A 20,215-nucleotide genomic window follows, 5' to 3' on the forward strand; every position below is an offset into this window, starting at 1 on the left:
TGAGGGCGATCTTCAATGCGCAGAAAGGAAGTGTTCAGGTTTCGCAGCGCCTGTTTCGGGGTACCAATGTGCATTCGGGCCCAGTCTTGGTGTCGCGAGCACCCGGTCACCGTCCCACACCGCTGGCGCGGGCCACAGGACACGTGCCGGCAAGCGGCTTAGCCCCCTGATCTGTGCCGCCCCGGCTTCGCCCAAGGGCCGCACGTCTTTTTCGCCGACGAAGAAATGTCGCCAAAACCCGTCTACGGTACGAATATCCTTCACCTTTTCATACTCGGCACAGACAAACAGACATGCATTTTGTGGCAGGACATAGCCTCCATGAAGCGTTGTCGCGGCCCCGCCCAGCCCGCGTTCCAGCGCATTTTCAAGGGCTGAAAGCCTCGGCGGGTAGCCCGCGCCCGACACAAACCGGAGGGCAGCAGCCAAAAGCCTGAGCTGAATTTCGCGCGGCTGTTGCGCAAATAAGTCGCGATCATAGACAACGTCGAATTGGGTCGAATACTGCTCGTCTTTGGCAAGACAGGCTTGGTGTGCCTGCAATGCCGCGTTTTCAAGCACCTCCCGCGCGCGCGCCATTTGGCCTGCTGTCACGGCCAACCGTTCACGCGTCAAGCCGAGTCGCTCTAAATCCGCCCACGCTTTTCGTACCTTGATCCGATCGAACCGCGTGTCGTCGTTGCTGGGGTCGTCAGCAAACGGAATGCGCAGGGTCTTGAGATAATGCCGCAGGTCATCGCGGCTGACCGCCAGCAATGGACGGACCAACCAACCGTGATCCTCTGTGGAATCTGACCAAGGCGGCCCGTCGGGGTGCTGGCATTCAGGCTTGAACTGTCCTCTCATCGGCAAAGCTCGCTTGGGTGCCATTCCTGCCAACCCATCGACCCCGGACCCGCGCGCCAGACGCATGACAAAGGTTTCGGCCTGATCATCCAGCGTATGCGCCATCACTACATGCTCGATACTACCGCGCCAGCGCTGGATGACGTCAATCCGCCCTTGGCGCGCTGCGTCTTGCAGGTTGCCCTGCCCGTCCCAATGCCAATCAAGCACCTGATGAAACAGACCAAGCTCGCCACAAGCCTTGGCGACCAATGCCGCTTCCTCAGCGGCCTCGGGGCGTAGATTGTGGTTCACCGTGCAAACAAAAAGGCGAATGCCCATTACACGGGCCCATGGCGCAGCCAGATACAGCATTGCCATGCTGTCGCCCCCGCCAGATACGGCGAGGATCAAGTGTTTCGGGAATTCAGGTCCCAGAAGTTCGCCCATGGCATCGGCGAACCGTTGAGGAAGGCCGTGTTGGGCCCTGTGCGTCACTCGCAACCCAGCGTGGTGCGCGCCGAATTGGCCTGAGTCTCGGCAGGGCCGCCGGGGAAGCGAATGCCAACTTCGGCCAATGTGATGCACGCCTCTTGCGTGGCCCCAATGGCCCCAAGGCTTGTCCCGACCTTCAAGAGCGCCTGTGGCGCCTCAGGCCCGACCGGATCTGCCGAAAACGCGTCGAGATAGGCACGTGCGGCCGCGCGCATCTCGCCCAGACCTTCATGCGCCTCACCCTTGTGCAACATTGCCGTCAGCGTCATCGGCCCACCGGGGTAGGCTTCGACAAAGGCTTCGAACTGATCTGCCGCCTGCGCGAATTCGCCTGCGTCCAAAGCCGCCTTGGCCCGGTTGAAATCGTCGGTTTCATTCACCGTCAGCCCGGTGTTGTCGGGGACTGGAACGGGTGTTGGCGCAGGCGCTGCCGCCTCGCCGCCCAAGGTCGATGTTTCGCCTAGCTGGGAAATGTCGCCGCCCTCAAGTTCGACAAGACGGAATTCCAGATCGCCGATCCGGTTGGTTCCATCCTGCACGATCTGGTTAATGCGGAACTCAAGCTGTTCGGTCCGGGCCGTCAATCGCTGGAGCTGGGTTTCGATTCCGTCCACCCGGTCCAGCAAAGTTGCGCCAGAGACACCCTGAGGTGCGCCAGTCGTCGACAGTTCCTGTTTCAAACGCTGGATTTCGACAAATAACACCGACAGTTCCTGCCGAATGTCGGCAAGGCTCTGTTCCCGCGCGGCGTCTGTTTGCGCTGTGGCGCCACCGGCCCAAAGCGCAATCACAACAGCCCAGATCAATCTCATGAAGTTAAAGCTCCCGCAGCGATTACCGTAACAGCACGACGGTTTTGCGCATAACACGATTCGTTGGCGCAAAGCTCGGCTGGACGTTCCTTGCCATAAGGCACCGTGCGCATTCGGCTTTGGGACACGCCCTTCGACGCGAGATACTCTTTCACTGCATTTGCACGGCGCGCGCTGAGCGCAAGGTTGTATTCGGTCGTGCCCTGTTCATCGGCATGGCCTTCGACCAAGGCCTGATAGTCACTGTTCAGGATCAACCACTCGGCCTGACCATCGAGCACCGCTTTGGCTTCTGATGTCAGGGTGAATTCATCGACGAGGAACAGCACACGATCGCCCACCTGTGCCTGAAAATAGGCTGGCGAGGCCGGATCGGATGCAGGGTCGAGCGGCGCTACATCAGATGGCGTTGGCTGGTTGTTAAGGTCCACTGTGTTCGTGTCATCAAAACGCGTCGGGTCGGAACATGCCGCCGCAAACAGTACGGCGCCAATCGCCGCAATACGGAAGGTCTTGGTCATCGGACTGCTCTTTCTGTTATGTCGTTGAGGTATCATAATACTCTTACGCTTTCCACCTGCCGCTATGGCTGCAAAGGCCCCCATGCGGGGTCCGAGGCCGCCGTGGGCAAATCCACGCGCTGCAAATTGCGCCCGGTGATATCGACCGAGTAGATGGCTGGCGCGCCGTTCTCGCCCAGCGTTTCGCGGGTGAACATGATAACGCGGCCATTCGGGCTCCATGTCGGCCCCTCATCAAGGGGCGAGGCGCTGAGCAAGCGTTCTTCTGATCCGTCAACGCGCATCACACCAATCGCGAAGCGTCCCTTGGTCTGCTTGGTAAAGGCAATCAGATCCCCGCGCGGCGACCAGACCGGCGTTGAATACCGCCCATCGCCAAACGATATCCTTCGCGCCTCACCTCCACCTGCGGGCATCACATATAGCTGCTGGGTGCCGCTTCTGTCGCTCTCGAACACGATCTGGCGACCATCGGGGCTATAGCTTGGCGCGGTCTCAATCGACGGTGCATTCGTCAGCCGCGTCCGCGCGCCCGTGTTCAGGTTTACCGTGTACAGATCAGAGTTCCCGCCACGTTCCAGCGAATAGACTGCCGTTTGCCCATCAGGGGCGAAACGCGGTGCAAAGCTCATGGACCCATCGCCTGTTTCAAGCGACCGACGCCGCACCGATGCCACATCCAGCACGTAGATCTGCGGGAAGCCGGTCTCATAGCTTGTATAGAGAATACGATCGCCCGTTGGCGAAAACCGAGGGGCGAGAACGATCGCGTTGCTATCGGTCAGGAACTGGGTGTTCGCGCCGTCGTAATCCATGATTGCGATCCGCCGCTTGCGGTCGCTCTTTGGCCCGGTTTCACTGACAAAGACGACCCGGCTGTCGAAATAAGGGGCCTCTCCTGTGATCCTGCTATAGACTTGGTCCGCAATCTTGTGCGCCATCCGCCGCCACCCGGCCTCGGTCCCGACAAGCTGTTGACCTTGCCCCAGTTCCGAGCCGCTGAAGATGTCATAGATGCGGAACTTGACGGTCAAACGCCCGCCCGCCGTTGACACCGCGCCCGTGATCATCGCCTGCGCATTGATCGCGCGCCAATCCGGAAAGCGCACCGGTGCGGCAAAGCTCGCCCGCTGCGCGATAAACGAGGTCGATGGGATTTCCCTGAAAAGGCCCGTCCCAGACAAGTCAGCCGCGACGACCCGGCTCAATTGCCCCGCCAATTGCGCGGCACCTTGATCCTCGGCCTCGAAGGTCGGGATCGCAAAGGTCAGAGGTTCGACAACTCCTTCGGTGATTTCGATCCGAAGGGGGCCGTTCTGAGCCATCGCCGCCGTCATAGGCAACCACAACAATGCCGACAGTAGGATCGCGAGTACCCGCATATTACCGTGTCCTCATCTGCTCGGGGTTAAAGGTCATCTCGATCTCTTTCCACTGGTCATACTTCTCAGGCGGCAAGTCAAACCCCGACGCCCCACATCTGATAATTGCGCGGCGCGCCGCCTCGAATGCCTGCTGCGCTGCCGACGCCGATCCCCCCGAACTGCCTACCAACGCGATAGAACCGGTCACAGGTCGTCCGTCGTCAGTCATGTCAACGGCGACAACCACCGTCGTGCCCAGCGCATCAGTCGACAATGACCCCACATTCCAGCAGCGTGAGACCGCAATCCGCAGCGCATCGCGTTCACCACCTGTCAGTGGCGGCCCGGTCGGTGCGGAGGGTTCGGGCTCTGAATTGGCAAGCGCCGCAGCAAGCGCATCCTCGATCGCATTCGATGCTGGTTCATCTTCGGGTGCGGCCTCCGCGGCCTCTTCCGTCGGCGCAGGCGCAGGGGCTTCGGCGGCCCGCGTTGGCCGGATCCGGGGACGCAGTGATTGGGTCGGTGCGGCCGATGGCTGATCAGCTTCGGTGACTGTTTCCGTGGTCGCGGCTTCCTCAGAGGTCGCCTCTTGCTCTTCCACAACCGCCTCCGCGCTCTGATCCGGCTCTGCAGCCTCTCGCGATTCCTCGGCAATCACGGCATCGGGTTCGGGCGGGGCCACAGGTGTTGGCGCAATGCGCGGCGCAGGCGCAGGTGTCGGATCATCAACGTCAGGGTCAGGCGCGACATCCTCAACTACCGGCGGCACAGGCACAACCGGCGGCGCATCGGTGACATCTGTTTCAGGCAATGGCGCAACAGCCGACACATCCGGCGCGGGATCGGGCTCCGGCGCAGGCGTCTCGGACGGCTCCGGCGGCAAAGCCACAGGTTGCGCGTTGCTTGGTGGCTCTGGCGGATCAACCGGCTCAGGGATCGGCAGGGCAGCAGGCGTCTCGGGCGCGACAACAGGCGCAGGCGTATCAAAGAGGGCTGCGAATTCGGCCTCGGAGATCACCGACACCTCGGTCACGTCGAATTCATCCAACGGCTCGGTTTGAAAGCCGTTGCCAAACAGCAGCCAGCCGATCAGGCCGACATGGCCCGCCGTTGATATGTAGCCGCCAATCGACACCGCGCTTTAGCCGTCCGAAGCCGGACCATCGAGGGTCGGCCCACCCAAATCCGTCACGAGCCCAATGTCGGCAAAACCCGCATTGTTCAGCGCGCCCATGACCTGCACCACACGCTCATAGGGGATCGCCCCATCGGCCCGCAGGAACACTTTGTTGTCGGCACGCTCTTCGGCGATACCGCGCAACCGGGTCAGGAATTCGGATTCTGGAACTTCGGTCGTCTGGATCACGATCCGCCCGTCTTCTGTCAGGCTAACGGTCAGCGGCTCTTCCGCCTCTGTCGGTAGCGCCCCCGCAGATGTCTTGGGCAGTTCGACCGGCACGCCCACCGTCAAAAGCGGCGCAGCCACCATGAAAATAATCAGCAACACAAGCATCACGTCCACGAAGGGTGTGACGTTGATCTCGGCCATGGGCCGGGTGCGCGACCGACGGCGTCTGCGGCCCCCATGGCCACTGGCACCACCGCCACCCTCTTTCTGAACAACTGTCGCCACCATGTCAGCTATCCAACTGGCGGCTCATAATGGTGCCGAATTCATCCGCAAAGGCCTCGTACCCTGCGATGATCCGATCACTGTCGGCGCTTAGCTTGTTGTAGAAAATCACTGCCGGGATCGCAGCCAAGAGGCCAAGGCCGGTGGCCAAGAGCGCCTCGGCAATCCCCGGTGCCACCACGGCAAGGTTCGTGTTCTGCTGTTCCGCGATCTCGATAAAGGCATTCATGATGCCCCAGACCGTTCCGAACAGCCCCACAAATGGCGCGGTCGAGCCAACCGTCGCCAGCACCGGCAATCCTTTTTGCAGTACTTCTGCCTGCTTCGCGATGGCCACGTCCATCGACCGGTCAATCCGCGCCTGCGCCCCTGCGATCAACCCGCCATCCTGCTTGTGCGACCGCCGCCACTCCATCATGCCAGAAGCGAAGATGATTTCGGACGCCCCCTGCGGCGCATCCTTGATCTCTTCAAACAACTCATCGAGCGGTTCGCCCGACCAAAACGCCCGGTCAAACTTGGCCGCCTGACTTCGCGCGCGTCTGTATTGAATGATCTTGTTGATGATAATTGCCCACGCCCAGCCAGAGGCCACGATCAGCATAATCATCACAAGTTTCACGGTAATCGTGGCGCGCGCGAACAGCGCCCACATCGAAAAGTCTGCTTCCATGACTGCCTCAGTCTGCAAATGCGGGGCGTTTTGCCCTCGTTAACCAGCAGAATAGCGAAGAAATGCCAAGAAAGCCAATGAAAGCGACGTGAAGCCTAGTGCGTCCGTCGGCGGAGTTCTGCCGGAATGCGCGTCGGAGCCCCGCCCGGACCAATCGCCACGATGGTCACCAGCGCATCAAACAGCTGGTCTGCCCCGCGCCAGACCTCTTGGCGGACGACCCACCGCGCGGCAGTGGCCCCTTCGACCGTGGTGCGCACCTCAAGCTCATCGCCCAGCACCGCAGGCATCAGGTAATCGGCTTCCACACGGCGGACGGCAAACACAACGCCGTCCTCTTTCATCGCGAGCTGATCCACGCCCATATCCGCAACCCAGGACGACCGCGCGCGTTCGATGAACTTCAGGTAGTTCGCGTAATAGACGATCCCGCCCATGTCGGTGTCTTCATAATAGACAGTCACTGGGAATTTGTGGGTCATGTGAAGGGTCCATCATCTGCGTGGCAGGCCGAGGCCTCTATGACCAAACCCTGCGCGTCAAACAAAAGCGTCTCAGCCGCGCTGCGTCCAGCCTGATTGGTATAGGTCATGACCAGCATGTCATGGCCATGAAACACGCCTGTCACTGCAAAACGTAAATCCGGCTGTCGATCCAGCGCCTTTCGCCAATACGCTCGCAAGGCGGGCTTTCCCCGAACAATTCCTGTCCCAACGGTTTTCACAGCCTTTTTAGAGCGAAACACGACATCATCACTGTAATGAAACAAGATGCGATCCAGATCGTGGCTGTTCCACGCGGTTTCCCACTCTGACGCGAAGCTATTTGGGATCACTGCACGCCGCGCCCCAACCGCGCCGATAGCCGCAAAGCATGGCTCGCATCCTGCGCCGCAACTGGCATCACCGGGTCATAGGCTGCGCGCACGACGTCGGCCACGTCAGGCCGCAGGATCGTCGTCCCATCCATCACCGCCAGCGGCGAAGCATCGGTGAAGGCTTGATCCGACCACAGCAAAACCGTTTGAACGGCTTGGCTCAGCGCCAGCGTATCCGCCGAAACAGAAGCCAGGTTCTCGTCCATGCGCACAAACACAAACGCCGCTTTGATCGCGCCTGACTCTTCAAATCGGAACACCCGGTATTGATTGGCATCCGCCGCTTTCAGCCGTCCAAGCAAAGGCTGTAGGTCCGGGATCATATCGCCCAGCCGCGGCACCTGCCCCAGCTCATCCCAATCACGGATGAAAAACACCATGAGGTTCGCGCCGAGTTCGGGGTCGGTCTCAGCCATCTTGTGGCCCGCCAGCACAACAACTGCCTCAAACGCCGCTTTCACAACATCCAGCGTCTGCTGTTCGACGCCAAAGACCACCGGCACGATGGGCCGCTGCCACCGGGCAAACACATAGTCACCGTTGGATCGGGTAAAGAGTTTCTCAACAGTCGCCTGGTCCATGCTCACTCCTGCTTAAACGGCTGCAACACCTAACGGCGCGGACACAAAGCACCAGCCCCAACCCTTCTATGTTTCAAAAAAACTCCCGCCGGAGGCCTTCGGTTTTTGGCATGAAAACCGAAATCAGCCAAAGAGATCGGTCTGCCCCTTGGGCGCAGGCATTCCCAGATGATCCCAAGCCTTCTGCGCCAACATCCGCCCGCGCGGCGTGCGCTGGATCAAACCTTGCTGTAGCAGATAAGGTTCAATTACCTCTTCAATCGCATCGCGGCTTTCACTCAACGCTGCCGAAATCGTCTCGACCCCCACCGGGCCGCCCGCGTAATTCTCAGCCAATAACCGCAAATACCGCCGGTCCGCGCCATCCAGCCCCAGATGATCAACGCCAAGCCGGGTGAGAGCGTTATCGGCCAGCGCCTGCGTGACACGCCCATCGCCTTCGACCACAGCAAAATCCACCACGCGGCGCAGCAGCCGGCCTGCAATGCGCGGTGTCCCCCGCGCGCGCTTTGCAATTTCCATCGCGCCATCGGGCTCCGCAGGCGCACCCAGCAAACGCGCACCACGTGTCACAATCTCATGCAACTCATCGACTGTGTAGAATTGTAACCGTGTCGGAATGCCGAACCTGTCGCGTAAAGGCGTTGTCAGCAGACCCAGCCGCGTCGTCGCGCCAACAAGCGTAAAGGGCTGCAACTCAATCCGCACTGTCCGCGCCGCTGGCCCTTCACCGATCACCAGGTCCAGTTCAAAGTCCTCCATCGCCGGATAAAGGACTTCTTCCACCGCCGGGTTCAGCCGATGAATCTCGTCGATGAAAAGGACATCCCGCGCCTCAAGATTGGTCAGGATCGCCGCCAGATCGCCAGCCTTGGCCAGCACCGGCCCAGAGGTCATCCGAAACCCAACGCCCAATTCGCGTGCCATGATCTGCGCAAGCGTCGTCTTGCCCAGCCCGGGAGGACCGTGAAACAGCACGTGATCCATCGCTTCACCGCGCCGCCGCGCGCTTTCCACGAAAATGCGCAGGTTCGCCCGCGCCTCCGCCTGCCCGATAAACTCATCAAGGCTCTGCGGCCGCAGCGCGCGATCGGAATCTTCCGGCTGACGATCCGGCCTCAATGTCGGGTCTGGTTCGTTCATACCCTACCCTTTCGGAGCCAGAAGTTTCAGCGCCGCCCGGATCAGATCGGCCTCGCCATCTGCGCCAGCGCCAGCCGCTTCTGCCACGGCAGAGGCCGCTTCGGACGGGCCATATCCAAGGTTTTGAAGCGCGGACAAGGCGGCTGCTTGTCCTGATCCAGCGGCCGTTGCCGGCGCGGCTGGAACCGCTGGTTCAATCACGTCTTCGGCTGCGCCATCCGGTACAGGCCCACCGACATTGCCCATGGCCATCACCGCTGGGGCTTTGTCCTTCAGTTCCGCAATCACGCGCTGCGCAATCTTTGGCCCAACGCCCTTGGCCGTCGCGACTGCACCGTGATCCCCCAACGCAATCGCGCGGCTCACACCGTCCGGTCCCAATGCGCCCAGAATGGCCAAGGACGCCTTGGCCCCGACGCCCTGCACCGAAATCAATAAGCGGTGCCATTCCTTTTCCACGAGGCTCAGAAACCCGAAGAGTTGCAGATTGTCTTCTCGCACCAGCAATTCGGTGTACAGTGCCACGGCCTCTCCGTTTCCCGGCAAAGCCGCCATTGTCCGCTCTGAGCAGTAGACAAGGTATCCAACGCCTCGCACGTCGATCAGAACGTGGTCCGTGGCGCGGTAATCAATGCGGCCTGCGATCTTGCCAATCATCCTGCAGCCCCCGCGCGACGGTCCAACCGTGCCATTGCCTTGGCCAGCGGAACTGCCGATTGCATGTGATGTGCGTGGCAGATCGCAATGGCCAGCGCGTCGATGGCGTCTGGTCCGGCCAGCTTGGCGCCCGGCAATTGAATGCCCACCATATGCGCAACCTGTGCCTTGTCAGCATGGCCCACCCCGACCACCGACTTTTTCACTGCGTTGGGGGCATATTCGCCAATGTTCAAACCAACCTCTGCCAAAGCCAACATCGCGACGCCGCGCGCCTGCCCAAGCTTCAGCGTTCCAGCCCCGTCTTTGTTCACAAACGTCTGCTCAACAGCCGCGCCGTCAGGCTGATAGGTTGAAACGATTTCGCGCAATTGCTCAAACAGTAAAAACAGCCGCGGTCCAAGCGGTCCTGTCGCGCTGGTGCATTGTCCATTTGCCACGTGACTGAGTCGGGAACCGTTGATGTCGATCACCCCCCAGCCCATGCTGCGAAGGCCCGGATCGATGCCTAAAACCCGCATACCTGTTCCCTGCGCCTGTATTTGTGTTGTCGTTTTCCCACGGTTAGCACGAAACGCGAACATCCGCCAATCCCCCTTGCCGCAGCGTGGCAGAGTTCAAAACCGACACGCGTGTTGTCGCGTTCAAGACCCGCGATCAAAATACGCCATTCCAAGGCCAAATTACGACGCCGGTGATGTCGATATTTTTCAATTATTACAGTTAATTAAGCGCAGATCACAGCTATGCACACAGGGCATAGGACCCATGCAAAAAATACCTCTAGAAAAGCGAAATTCAGGGGCCTACCTGCGCCTCATGAAACGGCGTCACGCCGCAAACTGAAACCAGCCAAGAAGGACGACCCAAATGGCCGCTTTTGACACCACCCGCCCGTTCGCCACCGTCACCTCTGGTGCTGGTGTTGCTCATTTCTTCTCGCGTGCTTTCGGCGCCATCGCCGCGTGGAACGACGCACGCGTGACCCGCAACGAGCTGGAAAAACTGACCGCGCGCGAACTGAACGACATCGGCCTCGTGCCCGGTGACATCGAAGAGATCGCCGTGCGCCACGCGCGTTAATTGAATACGCATTTCGGCGCAGCGGCTCCTCCCTCCGCTGTGCTGGAACGCAAGCAGAAAGGCCGCGTCCCAAGGGACGCGGCCTTTGTCGTTTCAGAGCAAAACGAGAGGCTAGGACTGCGCGACGGTTAGAGGCGTTTGTCGCGCAGCGAATTGGCTTGATCGGCCAACCACTGAGTGGCCGGATCGATGGCCATGATGCGGGCTGCGTAGCTTTCGGCCACGGTCCCGTTTTCCAAAAGCGCCAGCCGAGTCTGGTAGGTCGATGGACCCAAGGACGCGACAAGGAACGCCTTGAAGGCGATGCCGCCAGCGATCACCATCGCCGCGGTCTTAAGCATTCGGACAAGCCGATAAGAACGGCGAGGCCGCATTACCAAAAGACCGTCTTTACGCATGTAAGTCGATGCGCCACGTGCCATCCGGCGGTGTGTGCGCTGAAGGCGTCCTATCCGACGCGCGAAACTCGTATCGACATGAGCAGCCATGTCATGAACCCTTTTGCAGGCCCCCGCCCACATGTGTTCTTTATCCGGTTCGAATGTGTCAGAAATGGGGCAGTTTCGGCAAAATCGACGAAAACAAGGCGGTTTCTAGGTCGCCTTGATCAGCGTTAGCGTCGCCCACTCAACAATCTCGGCGCGACGCACCAGATTGTATCCTGATTGTGCATAAGCCTCGATAACTTCGTCGGCCTGATCCACCAGCAGACCCGACAGAATCAGGTATCCACCCTCAGCCGAATTTGCAGCCATATGCGGAGCAAGGTCGATGAGCGGCCCTTTGAGAATATTGGCAAAGATCAGATCAAACGGCGCGCGCCCTGACAGGTCGGGATGATCGAAGCCTGCGGCCTCGACACAGTGCACCCGTCCAACCAACCCGTTCGCAGCAACATTGGCCTCGGCCACTTCGACGGCCACCTGATCAATGTCGCTCGCTAGCACCGTTTCGGGAAACACACGCGCCGCCGCCATCGCCAGCACCGCTGTACCACAGCCGATGTCCGCGACATTTTGAAAGGCTGTGCCTTCCTCCAGCAAGGCGTCAAACGCCTCCAGACAACCCTTGGTCGTGCCATGGTGCCCGGTGCCAAAGGCCATCGCGGCCTCGATCAGCAGCGGTTCTACATCATCCGGCACCGTGTCAGCATCATGCGAGCCATAGACATAAAATCGACCGGCCCGCACAGGAGACAACTCGCGCCGGACCTTGGCGACCCAATCCACCTCTGGCAGTTCCGAAACCACGAACTCAGCCGCCTGATGCACCGCCGCCAGCAGCGCCAAGGCAATCTCGTCCGGCGCTTCGATGAAATAGGCTCCGACTTCCCATGTGCCTGACCCGTCTTCGATCTCAAAGACGCCAACGCCCGTAGGTTCCGGCGTTACGCCCTCCAGCGCTTCGCCCAAGGCTTCGGCGCGGGATTTGTCGGACAGGGTGGTGAAGGCGGTGAAGGTCGGCATGGGCAGGCTCCGAATATCGGGGCCCCAACAAAAACGGCGGAACCCTCAGGTCCCGCCGCTATAGCGATTACGCGCTCACCCGCAAGTATCAGGCGCCGGTGCCAATCGGACAGGTCACCCCTGTGCCGCCAATCCCGCAATACCCGTTGGGGTTCTTTGCGAGGTATTGCTGGTGGTAGTCTTCGGCATAGAAGAACTCGGGCGCATCCACGATCTCGGTCGTGATTTGCCCATAGCCCGCCTTGCTGAGGCGCGGGGCAAACATCTCTTTCGACGCCTCAGCAGCCGCTTTCTGAGCGTCGGTATATGTGTAGATGCCGGACCGGTACTGCGTGCCACGATCATTGCCCTGACGCATGCCTTGGGTTGGGTCATGGCCCTCCCAGAAAACTTGCAAAAGCTGATCATAGCTGATCACGGATGGATCATAGATGACGCGCACGACCTCATTATGGCCCGTCTGACCGGTGCAGACCTCTTCATAGGTGGCGTTCGGCGTATAGCCCCCCGCATAGCCGACCATCGTGACGTAAACGCCGTTCAGCCCCCAAAACATCCGTTCGACGCCCCAGAAACAGCCCATGCCAAACATGGCCTCTTCCATGCCGTCTGGCACGTCGCCTTTAAGCGGGCGGCCATTTACAAAATGCATCTCGGCAGTCGGGATCGCCATCGGACGTCCCGGCAGGGCAGCATCCTGCGCGACCATTTCCATTTTCTTCGTCGAAAGCAGCGAAAACATTCAAAGCTCCTCTTCATCGGCTTGCTGCAGATGTAGGCGCGCAGGTAATTTTTTTCCATCTCACACTGTTGCCGCGCCTCGATCTTCCGGTCACGTTAGTGGCATTCAGTGAAAGGAAATCGGCTGTGTTGCGGGCTTTGGGAATTATCTTTTTGGTTTTGATCGTACTGGTGGGCGGGGGCCTCATTTTCGGTCTTTCCAGCAGCGGCACAGAACGCGACCTCGCGCGCACCTTTATTTCACATGTGTCTGACCGTGATTTCCCGTCGATGCGGGACATGATGCACCCAGAACTCGCCAAACAGTTCCCGATTGAGACACTGTCCAGAGAATTGGGGCAAGTCGCCGTTTACGATGATGTCAATTTTAACGGTTTCAACGTTGGAACGAATGGCACCACGATCAACGGCTCTGCGAGTACCGCTAGCGGGTGCACCAGCCCGATGACCTTCACATTTCGCGACGACATCATCATCGCGTTCACGATCAATCCGCTATGCTTTGACCCTACTCGGCCGGGGTTGGAGCAATCGACTTAAAGATCGTTTCGTTGCCCGGTTCCGGGTGACGCGGGATCAGCAGAGCCAGCACCAAAGACGTGAACGCCATCGCCGCCGCGAGGAAGAACACAGCCCCCGGTGACACGATCCAAAGATACCCCAAGGCCGCAGGCAAAAAGACCGCTGCAATGTGGTTGATGGTAAAGGCCACCGCCGCCGTTGGCGCGATGTCACCGGGATCAGCGATCTTCTGGAAATAGGTCTTGAGCGCCAAGGCCAGCGCAAAGAACAGGTGATCCAGAACATACAGTGCCGCCGCAAGAAGCACGCCCCAGCCGAACCAGTAGATGCCGCCATAGGCGAGAAAGACCAAAACCAGACCGACATATTCAAACGCCAGCGCGTTTCGTTCGCCGAAATGGCCCACCGCCCGTCCAAAGAGCGGTGCCAGAACCATGTTGGCCACGAGGTTGATCAGATAAAGTGCCGTGATCTCATGAACGTCGAACCCAAACCGTTCGACCATCATGAACCCGGCAAAAACAACAAAGATCTGCCGCCGCGCGCCGGACATGAATTGGAGCGCGTAATACAGCCAATACCGGCGTCGCAGGATCATCTTCTTCACCTGCGGGTGAGGAGCTTCGAACTGTGGAAACGCCAAGATACAATAGGCAACGATGGCCAGACTCGCACCGCCAGCAATCATGTAGACAGTGTTATAGGACAGGCCCAGCGCCTCCCAGGTCAGAACAATCGACGTGTAGGCCACCAACGTCGCCCCCGACCCAATGGCCAACAGCCACCCCAGAATCCGCGGCGCTTCTTCTTTGGTCAGCCACTGCAACTGGAGGCTCTGGTTCACGGTTTCGTAGTAGTGAAAGCCAATCGAACTCAGCATCGTGACGGTCAAAATCCCGCCCATCGACGGGAATTGTGCGGTGATCATCGTAGCCACAGCCAACATCACGAGCGACACCAGGCCCAGCACCTGTTCACGCATGAAAATGATGATCGCGATCACACCGACGGCAAAGAAACCGGGAATCTCGCGCACGGTGTGCAACCAGCCAATGTCAGAGCCATCGAAATCCGCAACTTCGATGACGAAATTGTTCAGCAGAGCTGACCAGGTCGAAAACGCCAGAGGCATGGCAATTGCCATCAACGCCAAGAGCGCGATTGGTTGCTTCCAGAGGGGGAGTTTTTTGGCCTCGGCCAAAGGCATTGTACGCATGCCAGCGGCTTACGCCCGTTTTCGGCATCAGAAAAGCCCGCAGGTACAATTCCACGCGCAGATAGACTGTGCGCTAATCGCGCCGTTGGTCGAGCAACGCCCGCAGCTTCTTCAGAAAGGGCAGCACCACTTCCACCTCGCCCGGTTCAATCTCGGGCACAATCGCCTGAAAATCCTGAGCGAGACTTTGGATCGTGTCATCCCGGAACGCGCGGCCTGCATCAGTCAGAAACACCAATTTCGACCGTTTATCTTCAGGGTTCGGACGCATCTCGATCCAACCCCGCGCCTCAAGCCCCGACAGCGTGTGCGTCAGCGAATTCTTGGGCATTTGAAACGCCCGGGCAATCTGCAGCGGCGTACGCCCGTCGCCCAACCGCACCAAATGATTGAGGACTGAAAAGTGCGGAAGCACGACACCCTCAGGAGTTCGTGCCTCCATCGCCGCGCGGCTCAGCTGACTGATGATGCCGATCTCGTTCAGTAGATCGAAAATCGGCGGCGGTCCGTGTTCAGGCATTCAGCACTTTCGCATCAATCGGCCAGCGCGGGCTGGCAGGCACGTCAGGCCCATAGCCCAGACGGCACAACATTTGCACGGTTCCACCAGTCGGGGCCAGCCGTTCATGCGTCCGCGCATATAGGTCTGCCATTTCAGGGTATTCCTGCAAAGGCTGGCTCAGCGGCTGTAGGCCCAACCCTTGCTCCGTCGCAGCAAGATTCACGCGCACCCAATTCGCGCCCGTCCGAATTTGATCTTCACGCGTATTGGTGGCCGTGGTGATCCAGACATAAGCCATCGCGCTGTCGGTATTGGCCAGCACAGCCTCCATCCCCTGCTGGAACGACATCGTCGTCGGGTCCATCAGCTTCTCAGGCGTCATCTGCCCCGCCAGTCGCGCGAATTCGATCATCGGTCCGTTCAGGTCGATCCCATCCGGCGTGCGGTCCGTCGCCCGCGCACCGATCCGCATCACATCCACGCTTTCCTTAAAGGTGCGCGGCGTTACCAACTCGATCCGCAGCGCCTCTCGCGTGAGGGCGCGAAACTCTTCAACAAAGCCTTCTTCGTTCGACGTTCCGATCTCCGTGCCCGGCAGCACCGCCGCCTCAAGAGCGGCCAGTTTGTCAGCCTCAACCCCACGCGTCATATCGAACGGTTCCTTCAGGGACCGCCGCGCAGGGACATGCGCAAACAATGGATCGGGCGCAGCATCAGTCGCCGCAAACCGCACACGCGCCACCGGTCGCTGATCGAGCGCTGCATCGTCGGACCCATTGGGAAACAGATCGACCCGCGCCTCATAACCATCAGCCAGCGCAGCCATGCGCAGCACCTCCAGAAAACAGCCCAGGCCAATCGTGATCTGCCGACTGAACGGATCGGTATGCGGCAGCAAGCGGTCCGTATCCACATAAAGAACCGCCTCCCCCTCGGTCCTCAGATCAACCATCCATGGCTGCATATTGTGCGGATTGGGCGCAAGGATCGCCCAGCTGAGCGCACGCATCCGCGGATCATCATACCCGCCCGCCTGCCCCCATGGCGCAGAGGCCGTCCGCGGCATCCGCGTAATTTCATATGCCGACGCACCAACGGCAGCGGTGATAAATCCTCCACCCAGCAGAGCAATTGTTTTGCGACGAGACAGGGTCATGCAATTCTCCATTAATGTTCTACATCGAACTATATAGTTCTACGTCGAACTTAATCAAGACTGTACCTTGCTGCACCCGTCGCAAATTGGTAACCAATCCTTACCAATTCTGCATAAACGCAAAGGCTTCGCCCCCATGCCTGTGATTACGACCGTCGATGACCTGCACGCGATCTACCGCCGCCGCGTGCCCAAGATGTTCTACGACTACACGGAGTCAGGCAGCTGGACGGAACAGACCTTTCGCGAAAACGTGTCGGACTTTGAAAAACTGCGCCTCCGTCAACGCGTGGCCGTGGATATGTCAGGCCGATCAACAGCCTCGAAAATGCTGGGCGAAGACGTGGCAATGCCCGTCGCCCTTGCCCCCGTCGGCCTCACCGGCATGCAGCACGCCGACGGCGAAATCAAAGCCGCGCGCGCAGCAGAGAAATTCGGTGTGCCCTTCACGCTCTCTACGATGTCGATCTGCTCGATCGAGGATGTGGCGGAACACACCACAAAGCCATTCTGGTTTCAGCTCTACGTGCTGCGTGACTGGGACTTTGTCGCGCGCATCCTCCAGCGCGCCAAGGATGCCGGGTGTTCAACCCTTGTCCTGACACTTGACCTGCAGATCCTTGGACAGCGGCACAAAGACCTCAAGAATGGCCTCTCAGCCCCGCCAAAACTGACCCCGAAGACCATCGCGAACCTCGCCACGAAATGGGCGTGGGGGCTTGAGATGCTCGGCACCAAACGCCGCTTTTTCGGCAACATCGTAGGTCACGCCAAGGGCGTACAGGATGCCTCGTCGCTGGGGTCATGGACCGCAGAACAATTCGACCCCCAACTGGATTGGTCCAAGGTCGAACGCATCAAGGAAATGTGGGGCGGCCCAATGATCCTTAAGGGCATCCTTGATCCCGAAGACGCGAAGATGGCCGTCAAGGTCGGTGCAGACGCGATCACTGTGTCAAACCACGGCGGTCGCCAGTTGGACGGCGCGCTGTCGTCGATCCGGATGCTGCCACAAATCGTGGATGCGGTTGGCGATGACATCGAAATCCACCTCGATAGCGGTATCCGCTCGGGTCAGGACGTGATGAAAGCGCTCGCGCTTGGGGCCAAGGGAACCATGATTGGCCGCGCCTTCGTCTACGGCCTCGGCGCCATGGGTGAAAAAGGCGTCACCAGCGCGCTTGAGGTCATCCACAAGGAACTCGACACCACCATGGCGCTTTGCGGCCGTCGCAGGATCGACGAGTTGAACCGCGACATCCTGCTGATCCCAGATGACTTCGAAGGACGCTGGCGTCACAACTGATGCTGATTTTTCACGATCCGCCTCTTGTTCTCTTCGCGGTCCCCAAAACCGGGACCACCGCGCTTGAGGCCGCATTGGCCAAGCGCGCGGATGTGACGGTTGGCGGCTCCGCGCAGGCAAAGCACTGCAATGTTTCCGGCTTTGAACGCGACATCGAACCAAAACACTGCAAGCCCGGGTTCGGCTATCTGCGTCTCTGCGCCATACGTGATCCGCTCGACCGGCTGCGCAGTTGGTACCGGTATCGCTTGTTGCCGCAATTTGACGGGTCCGCGACATCGACCCGCGACATGACGTTCGAGGACTTCATTCGCGATCAACTGGACCCATCCGGCGGACGGCTTCCCAAGATCGGCAACCAGCGCCGCTTTGTGAGTCGCAAGGACGGCAGCATTGGTATGCACCGCATGTATGCCTATCCAAACCTGGCACAGATGGTCGATGATCTTGCTGACATTTTGGGCCCCATCGACCTGCCCCGTCAGAATGTCTCTCCAAAGGCCACGACGGACCTGAGCCCCTCAACCCTCGACGCACTCAAAGAGGCACGCGCGCCCGAATTCGAGCTTTACGAACGCGTGTCAGAGACCGGGATGCTTGACGTCGATTTCGACTGAGTATCCAGCTTGGGCGGCGAAATGCGATTGAGCACGAGCAAAAGCGGGATCGCCAGCACAGCCAAGACCGCGACACCGGCATAGGCCATACGCAATCCATAAGCTTCAGACATCAGACCCATCAAAACCGGCGCAAAGAAAAAGCCGGTGAAGCCCATCACAGCCGCCTTGGAAATCGCCTCGGTCCGAAACCTGGGCGCTACCCGCTGCCCTAAGAGAGACAGGCCCAGCGGCCCAATTACGGACACGCCCAGACCAAGAAGCGCAAAGCCGATATAGGCCACCATCGCCGTCGGTGCCGCCGCCGCGACCAAGGCACCTGCGGATGCAAGGAGCGATGCAACGACGACCACCAATTGATCGGGCAGGTAATCCGTAAGGCCCTGCCCGCCCAAACGCCCAAAGGCCATGGTCAGACCCAACATCGTCGGTCCCAAGGCCCCGGCCAGCGGATCCCCGTTCAAGGTCCGTTCAATGTGAAGCGCCGACCATGTCTCGACCGTGGCTTCGGTCATAAAGGCCACAAGGACAATGCCACCACAGACCAACAGGATCAGCCACGGCATCCGCTCGGTTGATCCGGCCTCGGTCTCGACGACCTCGGGCGCGGTGCGCAGGCGGCTCGACAAGATCAGACAGACCAACCCAGCGAGCCCCATCGCCACCGCAGGTCCGTATCCCGCATCCCGGACCAAACCCGTCGAAAAGGCTGCCACAGCGTAGCCCACCGAAAACATCCCATGGCCCGCATTCATCAGGCTGCGTCCAGAGCGCACCTCAAGTTCGCTCAACCGTGCATTCATCAGCACATCGGTCAGGCCTGAAAACATGCCCATGACGATCATGATAAGAAAAAAGGCCATAGCGCTTTGCGCCATGCCGGGCAAAAAGATCATGCAGGAAAACAGGGCTGCGCAGACCTGTAGCCCTCGATCCTTGAGCAACCGATCGACACGCGGCGCCGCGAACATCGCCATCACCAGCCCGGTTGCATTCCCCAATAGCAAAAAACCGAACACCCCGTCGCTGACACCCAAATTCTCGCGAATGGCCGGGACCGAGGCCGCAAACGACCCCCAGAACAGGCCCACCATCACAAAGGCAACGGATGCCAGTCGCGCGGTCCATATGGCTGACAGGATTCTCATGGTGAGAACCGCTCGCACCAGTTCGCCACCAAAGCAACATCCAAAGTTGGGCCAAGGGTCACTCGCAGGCTCGTGGCACGACGCAAATGGATGGATCACCTTGGCTGATCGCCCATCAAACTGCCCTCTTCCCAACCAGAAAAGACTCGTCTATACGCGCGGCTTCATCGGGGCATACACCCTTGGAGGATGCCCCCCAAACAAAGGAATATATCATGGCTGGTGAGATCCCTGATCTTCACGCCACGGTACGCGCGGGGACGGGCAAGGGGGCCGCCCGCCAAGCTCGCCGTGACGGGCAAGTACCTGGCATCGTTTTTGGTGGCGACACCGATCCTGTACCGATCAACATCCCCTTCAACGTTCTGCTGAAAAAGCTGAAGGCCGGTCGCTTTAAGTCGACGCTCTTCAACCTGAAGCTCGACGGTCACGACGACGTCCGCATCATTTGCCGCGACGTGCAGCGTGACGTGGTCAAAGACCTGCCAACGCACGTTGACTTTATGCGCCTGCGCCGCACCACGAAAATCAACCTGTTCATTCCGGTTGAGATCGTTGGCGAAGACAACAGCCAAGCCCTGCGCCGTGGCGGCAACCTGAACGTGGTTCGCCCAGAGATCGAACTGGTTGTGACCGCAGGTGACATCCCTGAGAAGGTCGAAGTCGACATCTCGGGTCTGGCCATCGGCGACACGCTGACCATCTCGGACGTGACCTTGCCAGCTGGCGCCAAGCCGACCATCGACCGCGACTTCGTGATTGCCACCATGGATGCTCCTAAAGGCATCGGCGGCGGTGACGACGAAGACGGCGAAGGCGAAGAGGGTGAAGCCACCGAGGGCGGCGAAGAGTAATCTTTGCCTCTAAGCATATATAC

The 20,215-nt window shown here is 59.7% G+C and carries 25 protein-coding genes; 5 read left to right on the forward strand and 20 right to left on the reverse strand.

Annotated elements, in window-relative coordinates; translation table 11 throughout:
• Positions 1 to 12 precede the first annotated feature (12 nt).
• From tilS to ruvC, 13 genes are all read right to left on the reverse strand, one after another.
• Complete coding sequence (tilS, locus tag FE702_RS07965; RefSeq protein WP_147125713.1) at positions 13 to 1,275, reverse strand: tRNA lysidine(34) synthetase TilS; 1,263 nt, start codon at positions 1,273 to 1,275, stop codon at positions 13 to 15.
• 44 nt (positions 1,276 to 1,319) lie between these two features.
• Positions 1,320 to 2,132, reverse strand: a complete 813-nt coding sequence (locus tag FE702_RS07970; protein WP_147125714.1) for a tetratricopeptide repeat protein — start codon at positions 2,130 to 2,132, stop codon at positions 1,320 to 1,322.
• Positions 2,129 to 2,653: a peptidoglycan-associated lipoprotein Pal gene (pal, locus tag FE702_RS07975; protein WP_147125715.1), complete on the reverse strand. Its 525-nt coding sequence runs from the start codon at positions 2,651 to 2,653 to the stop codon at positions 2,129 to 2,131. The genes FE702_RS07970 and pal overlap by 4 nt, the downstream gene beginning before the upstream one ends.
• Positions 2,654 to 2,715: 62 nt before the next feature.
• Complete coding sequence (tolB, locus tag FE702_RS07980; RefSeq protein ID WP_147125716.1) at positions 2,716 to 4,035, reverse strand: Tol-Pal system beta propeller repeat protein TolB; 1,320 nt, start codon at positions 4,033 to 4,035, stop codon at positions 2,716 to 2,718.
• 1 nt (position 4,036) lies between these two features.
• Positions 4,037 to 5,152: an energy transducer TonB gene (locus FE702_RS07985; RefSeq protein ID WP_147125717.1), complete on the reverse strand. Its 1,116-nt coding sequence runs from the start codon at positions 5,150 to 5,152 to the stop codon at positions 4,037 to 4,039.
• A gap of 6 nt (positions 5,153 to 5,158) precedes the next feature.
• Positions 5,159 to 5,653 carry a protein TolR gene (gene tolR / locus FE702_RS07990; protein ID WP_147125718.1) on the reverse strand — a complete coding sequence of 165 codons (495 nt, stop codon included), beginning with the start codon at positions 5,651 to 5,653 and terminating at the stop codon, positions 5,159 to 5,161.
• 1 nt (position 5,654) lies between these two features.
• Entirely contained in the window at positions 5,655 to 6,323 is a 669-nt protein-coding gene (tolQ, locus tag FE702_RS07995) for a protein TolQ (protein WP_186827025.1), read from the reverse strand.
• A gap of 95 nt (positions 6,324 to 6,418) precedes the next feature.
• On the reverse strand, positions 6,419 to 6,805 hold the full coding sequence (locus tag FE702_RS08000) for a YbgC/FadM family acyl-CoA thioesterase (RefSeq protein ID WP_147125719.1): 387 nt from the start codon (positions 6,803 to 6,805) through the stop codon (positions 6,419 to 6,421).
• Positions 6,802 to 7,158: a nuclear transport factor 2 family protein gene (locus FE702_RS08005; RefSeq protein WP_147125720.1), complete on the reverse strand. Its 357-nt coding sequence runs from the start codon at positions 7,156 to 7,158 to the stop codon at positions 6,802 to 6,804. Before FE702_RS08005 ends, FE702_RS08000 begins: the two co-directional genes overlap by 4 nt.
• Positions 7,155 to 7,781: a hypothetical protein gene (locus FE702_RS08010; protein WP_147125721.1), complete on the reverse strand. Its 627-nt coding sequence runs from the start codon at positions 7,779 to 7,781 to the stop codon at positions 7,155 to 7,157. The genes FE702_RS08005 and FE702_RS08010 overlap by 4 nt, the downstream gene beginning before the upstream one ends.
• A 123-nt stretch (positions 7,782 to 7,904) precedes the next feature.
• Complete coding sequence (ruvB, locus tag FE702_RS08015; protein WP_147125722.1) at positions 7,905 to 8,924, reverse strand: Holliday junction branch migration DNA helicase RuvB; 1,020 nt, start codon at positions 8,922 to 8,924, stop codon at positions 7,905 to 7,907.
• 3 nt (positions 8,925 to 8,927) lie between these two features.
• Positions 8,928 to 9,581, reverse strand: a complete 654-nt coding sequence (ruvA, locus tag FE702_RS08020; protein WP_147125723.1) for a Holliday junction branch migration protein RuvA — start codon at positions 9,579 to 9,581, stop codon at positions 8,928 to 8,930.
• On the reverse strand, positions 9,578 to 10,102 hold the full coding sequence (ruvC, locus tag FE702_RS08025; RefSeq protein WP_147125724.1) for a crossover junction endodeoxyribonuclease RuvC: 525 nt from the start codon (positions 10,100 to 10,102) through the stop codon (positions 9,578 to 9,580). The genes ruvA and ruvC overlap by 4 nt, the downstream gene beginning before the upstream one ends.
• Positions 10,103 to 10,451: 349 nt before the next feature.
• Here ruvC and FE702_RS08030 point away from each other — a divergent pair, with 349 nt between their 5' ends.
• The gene (locus tag FE702_RS08030) at positions 10,452 to 10,664 is read left to right on the forward strand and encodes a DUF1127 domain-containing protein (RefSeq protein ID WP_147125725.1); all 213 of its coding nucleotides are present in this window, start codon (positions 10,452 to 10,454) and stop codon (positions 10,662 to 10,664) included.
• A 128-nt stretch (positions 10,665 to 10,792) separates the two neighbouring features.
• Here FE702_RS08030 and FE702_RS08035 read toward each other — a convergent pair whose 3' ends face one another.
• The 3 genes from FE702_RS08035 to msrA form a co-directional block, all read right to left on the reverse strand.
• Positions 10,793 to 11,152: a hypothetical protein gene (locus tag FE702_RS08035; RefSeq protein WP_147125726.1), complete on the reverse strand. Its 360-nt coding sequence runs from the start codon at positions 11,150 to 11,152 to the stop codon at positions 10,793 to 10,795.
• Between the two features lie 105 nt (positions 11,153 to 11,257).
• Positions 11,258 to 12,130 carry a 50S ribosomal protein L11 methyltransferase gene (locus tag FE702_RS08040; protein WP_147125727.1) on the reverse strand — a complete coding sequence of 291 codons (873 nt, stop codon included), beginning with the start codon at positions 12,128 to 12,130 and terminating at the stop codon, positions 11,258 to 11,260.
• 88 nt (positions 12,131 to 12,218) lie between these two features.
• Positions 12,219 to 12,872, reverse strand: coding sequence for a peptide-methionine (S)-S-oxide reductase MsrA (gene msrA / locus FE702_RS08045; protein WP_147125728.1), 654 nt, complete (start codon positions 12,870 to 12,872; stop codon positions 12,219 to 12,221).
• 125 nt (positions 12,873 to 12,997) lie between these two features.
• Between msrA and FE702_RS08050 the strand changes: the two genes are divergently transcribed.
• A complete protein-coding gene (locus FE702_RS08050) occupies positions 12,998 to 13,411 on the forward strand; it encodes a hypothetical protein (RefSeq protein WP_186827026.1) in 414 nt (137 codons plus the stop codon).
• Here the strand turns inward: FE702_RS08050 and FE702_RS08055 are convergent.
• The 3 genes from FE702_RS08055 to FE702_RS08065 form a co-directional block, all read right to left on the reverse strand.
• The gene (locus FE702_RS08055) at positions 13,380 to 14,609 is read right to left on the reverse strand and encodes an MFS transporter (RefSeq protein WP_147125730.1); all 1,230 of its coding nucleotides are present in this window, start codon (positions 14,607 to 14,609) and stop codon (positions 13,380 to 13,382) included. The two genes, FE702_RS08050 and FE702_RS08055, sit on opposite strands and share 32 nt — an antisense overlap.
• Positions 14,610 to 14,682: 73 nt before the next feature.
• Positions 14,683 to 15,129 (reverse strand): MarR family winged helix-turn-helix transcriptional regulator, encoded by a 447-nt coding sequence (locus tag FE702_RS08060; RefSeq protein ID WP_147125731.1) that lies wholly within the window; start codon positions 15,127 to 15,129, stop codon positions 14,683 to 14,685.
• Entirely contained in the window at positions 15,122 to 16,267 is a 1,146-nt protein-coding gene (locus tag FE702_RS08065) for an Acg family FMN-binding oxidoreductase (protein ID WP_255449633.1), read from the reverse strand. The genes FE702_RS08060 and FE702_RS08065 overlap by 8 nt, the downstream gene beginning before the upstream one ends.
• 136 nt (positions 16,268 to 16,403) lie before the next feature.
• On the opposite strand from FE702_RS08065, the gene FE702_RS08070 reads away from it, so the two are divergent.
• Together FE702_RS08070 and FE702_RS08075 are read left to right on the forward strand one after the other, a co-directional pair.
• A complete protein-coding gene (locus FE702_RS08070) occupies positions 16,404 to 17,573 on the forward strand; it encodes an alpha-hydroxy acid oxidase (protein WP_147125732.1) in 1,170 nt (389 codons plus the stop codon).
• Positions 17,573 to 18,190: a sulfotransferase family 2 domain-containing protein gene (locus FE702_RS08075; RefSeq protein ID WP_147125733.1), complete on the forward strand. Its 618-nt coding sequence runs from the start codon at positions 17,573 to 17,575 to the stop codon at positions 18,188 to 18,190. Before FE702_RS08070 ends, FE702_RS08075 begins: the two co-directional genes overlap by 1 nt.
• On the opposite strand, the gene FE702_RS08080 is transcribed toward FE702_RS08075, so the two are convergent.
• Positions 18,142 to 19,338, reverse strand: a complete 1,197-nt coding sequence (locus tag FE702_RS08080) for an MFS transporter (RefSeq protein WP_147125734.1) — start codon at positions 19,336 to 19,338, stop codon at positions 18,142 to 18,144. The two genes, FE702_RS08075 and FE702_RS08080, sit on opposite strands and share 49 nt — an antisense overlap.
• A 215-nt stretch (positions 19,339 to 19,553) precedes the next feature.
• Between FE702_RS08080 and FE702_RS08085 the strand changes: the two genes are divergently transcribed.
• On the forward strand, positions 19,554 to 20,192 hold the full coding sequence (locus tag FE702_RS08085; protein WP_147125735.1) for a 50S ribosomal protein L25/general stress protein Ctc: 639 nt from the start codon (positions 19,554 to 19,556) through the stop codon (positions 20,190 to 20,192).
• The last annotated feature ends 23 nt before the right edge of the window (positions 20,193 to 20,215 follow it).

It is taken from the genome of Shimia ponticola, from assembly GCF_007995215.1.
Taxonomy (GTDB): domain Bacteria; phylum Pseudomonadota; class Alphaproteobacteria; order Rhodobacterales; family Rhodobacteraceae; genus Shimia_B; species Shimia_B ponticola.